The following is a 6,029-nucleotide window of genomic DNA, read 5'->3' as shown; positions in this document are numbered from 1 at the left end:
ATATATGTGATCAGGGCGGTGATGCTTAATTTCATCGCCTTTAAGCGGCCATCCTTTGAATTTCAGTTTTCCGCGCTAGCGGGGCATTTGAATATGAGCGGCGCGCTTTTAGCTCGGCGCTCCGGAGAACTGATTGCCAAATCATTCGAAAATGCGCTCTATGAACGTATATTTGGCGCAGCATCCCTCGGTTCATACTCTGTTGCGACACAAGTGACGCGATTTGGATGCGACTTGTTTATGAATCCGCCAATCGGATCGCTGTATGCCTTTGCCATTAGAAATGAGGAGCGCAACGTCCGAGCACTTCATTTTAAGATATTTCGCTATCTATCATTTGTTCTCATTCCTGGTGTAGCTCTTGCCGTTGCAATAGCTCCAAGTTTATTTTCGTTGGTCCTTTCAGATAATTGGTCACTAGCTGCGCTTATTTTTCAGCCTCTAGCCTTGGGTTATGCATTTACTGCTCTGTCCGGCCTAAATGACGCAGTCTTGATGAGTGGTAACAAGACTTGGCGGGCGACCATTCCTGCCCTTTCAGCCGCGATAGGCCGTATTTTTGCCGTCTCAGCAGGGTTTTGGTTCTCTCCCGTTATCGTAGCTTGGCTCGTGTGTTTCCTTTTTATTGCGCAAGCTATATGGTTGATTTTAGGCACGCCGAGAAGCCTTGCTTTTGGATTGCATGTTTTGTTTAGAACATGGGCTTCAGCTTCATTCTGTGCAGTTGTCGTTTATATTGTCTGTTCGGCCCTTCTAGATATCGGTGACGGGCCAGCCTTTCTAGGAATTGCTATTTTGGGTGGTGTCGTTTCCTGGTTTCTAACGGTGTTTGGCTTTTTACACAAGGAGATACGTTCTCATGCTGCTCCTTTCATACGTAACAACTTTTTTCGCAGATAGGGTATCAAGATTTATGCGTTATAATTACCCTAAGTAATAGACAATCGCGCTGGCTTTTTCCGTTGAGGTTTTCCTATGGATGGATCGAAGCTTAATAACCGTGCGAAAGACGGCGGCCTAAATGTATTCGTCCATTTGGCGTTTGATAAAGATCCAGAGGTTTGGAGGAGGGCTTGGGCAGATGGCAATCTCGTTGGGCGTAATGACGAAACTCCTTATGGCTACAAACGCGCTTCAGAGATGGGTTGTAATGTAAGTTTTTCTCAATCTCGGGGGGAGGGATTTATAAAGAAAGTTCTTCGACTTGGTGTGCGGTTTATATTAGGGTTTGACCTAATCCACGCTATAAACAATAGTCAAGAAATCCGAGATGCGGATGTAGTATGGACGCACACTGAGTCGCAGTTTTTAGCCGTTTCGGCCCTTTTAATTCGAGCTCCTTACCGGCCAAAGATCATCGGACAAGTTGTTTGGCTGATAGACCAGTGGCCCAATATTTCGGTCGTTCATAAGTATTTGTATCGGGCATTAATAGCGAAAGTCGACGTTATTACTACGCATTCTCAGTTGAATCTCGACGTGGCAAAATCTATTTTTCCAAAGCAACGAGTTGAATTAGTTCGGTTTGGTATTCCGGCTGAAAATCCGACACCTCCAACAATGCGGAATGCCGAACCAACAAGCGTTATCTCTGTCGGAAATGATCGCCACCGCGATTGGCCGACACTTATTGAAGCGGTTGGGGGAAACAAAGGCATATTATTAGAAATCTTTTCCGGTACTGCTTCGAGGCGTCGTTCTAGAAAATGGGATAATATAACGATCAAACCGGCGCAGAGCAATGACGAGCTTGTAGCGGCTTATGGTCGTGCAATGTTAGCCGTTGTACCTTTGCGCAGCAACTTGCATGCGAGCGGAATCACAGCAATACAGGAAGCGATTTTAGCCGGATTACCGGTCATTGCGACGGATACAGGCGGCTTGCGATCATATTTTACTGACGATGAGATTACTTATGTTCCCGAAGGTAATGTAGTGGCTCTTAGCGCCGCAATAATATCCGTATCTGAAAATTACCAGCACCACTTCGAAAAAGTGTTAAGGGCCCAATCTCGGTTCAATTTACGCGATCTCGGTGCAGAATCGTATATAAGGAGTCATGTTGTTCTCAGCAATGATTTAATGTGTTCGAAAAAGTGATAAAGAGGGTAAGTAATTTTTGATCGGCTGCTCTTTTGATTGGATGTTGAAGGTATCGTTGATGCACTTGGTTAAGGGTAGATTCCAGCGTGGGTGCTTCAGCGGCTGTTTTTAGAAAAGCTAGGTCTTGTGCGTGGCCGCCTTGTCGAGAACTAGATGTTCATCGAGGGCGTTCAATTGATTGGCTTTGACTTCATCAATACAGGTCCGGAGCTTGATGGAGAAATGACGTCGATAGCCGTGGCTGATTACGCGCCCGGCTCGTATGTCAGTGGCGCGAACAGGTTGGTCGTTCCGCTCCGTCGATAGTCCTGGGTATAACGCTAAAGCCGTGCCCTGGCAGGTTGAATCGCTTGGGGTAGGCGATCTGGCTGGCGTGTGATTCACTGGCTGGGCTTGCGATGGAGGATTGCCATGCCTTCAGCCCTGTCGGTGGATCTGCGCGAGCGTGTGGTCGCTGCAATTGAAGCGGGTGCATCGCGGCGTCAGGCGGCCAAACGCTTCGGGGTCGGGGCGGCCAGCGCGGTCCGTTGGCACGAGCGGTTCCGGCAGGACGGGCAGATCGCGCCCAAGCCCATGGGTGGCGACCGCAACTCGCAGCGTGTGGAAGCGCAGGCGGCCCTGATCCTTCGGCTCAACGAAGAACACCCGCTCTCCTTCCTGCGGAGACTGCGCGACAGGCTCTCGGAACGCGGCGTCCGGGCAAGCACGAGCAGCCTGTCACGCTTCTTCGCCCGGCATGGGATCACCCGTAAAAAGGGGCTGTTCACGCGGCTGAGCAGGAGCGGTCGGATGTGAGGGCCGCGCGCGAGGACTGGTTCGATGGGCAACCCGACCTTGATCCAGATCGCCTGGTTTTCCTCGACGAGACGGCGGCCGCCACCAACATGGTGCGGCCCTAGAGCCATGTCCGGCTGGGTTGAATCGTTGGGGGTAGCGGGCAGTCTGCGGATCTGATTCGATGTTGGGCTTTCCGAGGAGGTCGGGATGCCGTCAGCGCTATCGATGGATTTGCGAGAACGCGTGATCGCTGCAATCGAGGCGGGAGCTTCGCGCCGACAGGCGGCCAAGCGCTTCGGGGGCGGCCCATTCAGCGCGATCCGCTGGCATGAACGCTTCCAGGCGGAGGGCGCGATCGCACCCCGGCCCTCGTGCGGGCAGCGACCCGCACCGGCCATCGAAGCGCGCGCTGAGCGGATCCTTCAGGTCGATCGGGAGCAGCCGCAGGCCTTCCTGCACGAGGTGCGTGATATCCTGGCCGAGCAGGGTGTCCGCACGAGCGTCAGCGGGCTGTGGCGGTTCTTCGCCCGGCATCGGATCACCCGTAAAAAGGGGCTGTCTACGCGGCCGAGCAGGAGCGTCCGGACGTGAGAGCCGCACGGGAGGCGTGGTTCGAGGGTCAACTCGACCTCGACCCCGATGCCGTCGTCTTCATCGACGAGACGGCGACCGCCACGAACATTGCCCGCACCTACCGTCGGGCTCCACGCGGCGAGCGCTGCCGGCTCCTCGTGCCCCAGGGCCATTACAAGACCATCACCGTCACCGCCGCCCTGCGCACCAACGGCTTGGTCGCCACCACCCTGTTCGACGGGGCCACCAACGGCGCGCGCTTCCGCGCCTACGTCACCGACACCCTGGTCCCGGTGCTGAAGCCGGGTGACACCGTCATCCTCGACAACCTGCAATCCCATAAGGTCGTCGGCGTGCGCGAAGCCATCGAGGCGGCCGGCGCGCGGCTCCTCTACCTCCCGGCCTACTCGCCCGACTTCAACCCGATCGATCCTTCGACAGGCTCAGGATGAGGAGGCCTTCTCAAAGCTCAAGGCGCTGCTGCGCACAGCCGCTGCCCGAACCGTCCCAGACCTTTGGGCAGCCATCGCCCGGGCCTTCGCAGCCTTCACCCCAGCTGAATGCCGCAACTACATCACTGCCGCCGGATACGACGCTTATGACCCAACCTAAACGGCAACAGCTCTAAGGCCGATCCCTAAGGGGCGAGCGCTGCCGCATCTCCGCTCCGCACGGGCATGTGTGGACGCCCCTTCAGGTGCAAGCAAAATCTCTGGACGGGCGCGGTGCGTGATCGGGTGCTGCCATGTGTCCGGCCTCTAATGCGGCGGGTTACATGCCGCGGGCCCGTATGGATCTCGGACCGCTACACCGCCCAACAGGGTCGTGCCGCCGCGCACCAGACCTGCCTCGCCCATCTCGCCCGCGACGTCGCCTACGTCGTCGAGGTCAGCGACGATCCCGTGCCCTGGCGATTGCAGCTCTGGTTGCAGACGGTATTCGGCTGGCCGGGACTGTCAGAAATTTCGTGTGGAGGCGGCCATAGTGGATCCGATGGAGGTTCCCGATGGCACGACGCAAAGCACCCCACATCCCTGACGCGATCCTGGATCAGCTCCTGGCCAGGGCCGATCCGAAGGCGGCGTTCGAGTCCGACGGCTTACTGGACGCACTGAAGAAGGCCCTAGCCGAGCGTGCGCTCAACGCCGAGATGGATCACCATCTGGCGGGCGAGGAGGCCGGCACCACGCGCAACGGCTATGGTCGCAAGACGGTCACGACCGAGACCGGTCGGATCGAGCTTGCGATCCCTCGTGACCGACAGGCGACATTCGATCCGCAGCTGATCGCTCGCTATCAGCGCCGCTTTCCCGGCTTCGACGACAAGATCGTGTCGATGTACGCCCGCGGCATGAGCACCCGAGAGATCGTCGGGCACCTGCGCGAGCTCTACGGGATAGAGGTCTCGCCCGACCTGATCAGCGCAGTGATCGACGCGGTGCTGGAGGAGGTCGCCGCCTGGCAGGCCCGGCCGCTGGAGCCGGTCTATCCGATCGTGTTCTTCGACGCCCAGCGGATCAAAGGTGCGCGACGAAGGTGTGGTCCGGAACAAGGCGGTCCATATCGCGCTCGGCGTGCGCGCCGCCGGATCCAAGGAGATCCTCGGCCTGTGGCTGGAGCAGAACGAGGGCGCTAAGTTCTGGTTGCGGGTCATGAACGAGCTCAGGAACCGCGACGTCGAGGACGTGCTCCTGGCCGTGGTCGATGGCCTGAAGGGCTTCCCCGATGCGATCCGGGCGATGTTCCCCGAGGCGCTGGTCCAGACCTGGATCGTCCACCTCCTGCGCCACAGCCTCGACTTCGTCTCCTACAAGGACCGCAAGCTCGTGGCGGCGGCGCTGAAGGAGATCTACCGTGCGCTCGATGCCGCCGCCGGCGAGGCGGCCTTAACTGCCTTCGAGGCGGGCGCGTGGGGCCGGAAGTACCCGGCCATCGCTCAGAGTTGGCGACGGGCCTGGGGCGAAGTCATCCCGTTCTACGCGTTCCCGGGCGAGGTCCAGCGAATCCTGTACACCACGAACGCCATCGAGGTCCTGAACGCCACGCTGCGCCGGGCCGTGCGCGCCCACGGCCACTTCCCGACCGACGAGGCCGCCCTGAAGCTGCTCTACCTGGTCTTAAACCGCTCCGAGAAGGTGTGGAAGATGGGCTCACGTGAGTGGGTCATGGCCAAGGCGCAGTTCGCCGTCATGTTCGGCGAGCGCTTCACCCGGGCCATGGCGGCCTGATGTTCAACCCGCCGCTCACACACGGAATTTCCGATAGTCCCACCATGCCGTGGCCTTCAGTACCAGGATCACTGCCGCAATGGTCTCCTCACACGCATTCTCACCGATCCGAACGGTCACGCCGGCCATATCCAGCGCGATCTCAGCGACTATAGCGAGCCGTTTAGACGCGGAGCCCGGGATCGTGGAGGTACCGGATCGGTTCCGCTATGCTCGACCAGGACAGGTACGAACGACAGTGGTGGTGCAACGGGAAGCGAAGCCCCCGTGCGTCGGGCCGCACGAAGTCAAGTAAACAAGTGTTGCTGACTCAGGCCGTGTCAGCGCGCGACCACCGAGACCACCACA

The 6,029-nt window shown here is 58.0% G+C and carries 2 protein-coding genes and 4 pseudogenes; all 6 read left to right on the top strand.

The window, feature by feature from the left end:
• The coding region (locus FV233_RS27745; protein WP_187278249.1) for an oligosaccharide flippase family protein at nucleotides 1–900 on the top strand (900 nt) is incomplete at its 5' end.
• 75 nt (nucleotides 901–975) lie between these two features.
• Nucleotides 976–2,100, top strand: a complete 1,125-nt coding sequence (locus tag FV233_RS27740; protein WP_147899445.1) for a glycosyltransferase — start codon at nucleotides 976–978, stop codon at nucleotides 2,098–2,100.
• Nucleotides 2,101–2,514: 414 nt separating this feature from the next.
• Nucleotides 2,515–2,996: pseudogene (locus FV233_RS27735) on the top strand (IS630 transposase-related protein); the annotation flags it as partial.
• A 91-nt stretch (nucleotides 2,997–3,087) separates the two neighbouring features.
• Nucleotides 3,088–4,065, top strand: a pseudogene (locus tag FV233_RS27730) (IS630 family transposase).
• Between the two features lie 176 nt (nucleotides 4,066–4,241).
• A pseudogene (locus tag FV233_RS27725) lies at nucleotides 4,242–4,394 on the top strand (IS66 family transposase); the annotation flags it as partial.
• Nucleotides 4,395–4,459: 65 nt separating this feature from the next.
• Nucleotides 4,460–5,681, top strand: a pseudogene (locus FV233_RS27720) (IS256 family transposase).
• The last annotated feature ends 348 nt before the right edge of the window (nucleotides 5,682–6,029 follow it).

The sequence above is a fragment of the Methylobacterium sp. WL7 genome (genome assembly GCF_008040085.1).
GTDB classification, from domain to species: domain Bacteria; phylum Pseudomonadota; class Alphaproteobacteria; order Rhizobiales; family Beijerinckiaceae; genus Methylobacterium; species Methylobacterium mesophilicum.
This window is presented reverse-complemented; position numbering and strand designations above follow the sequence as displayed.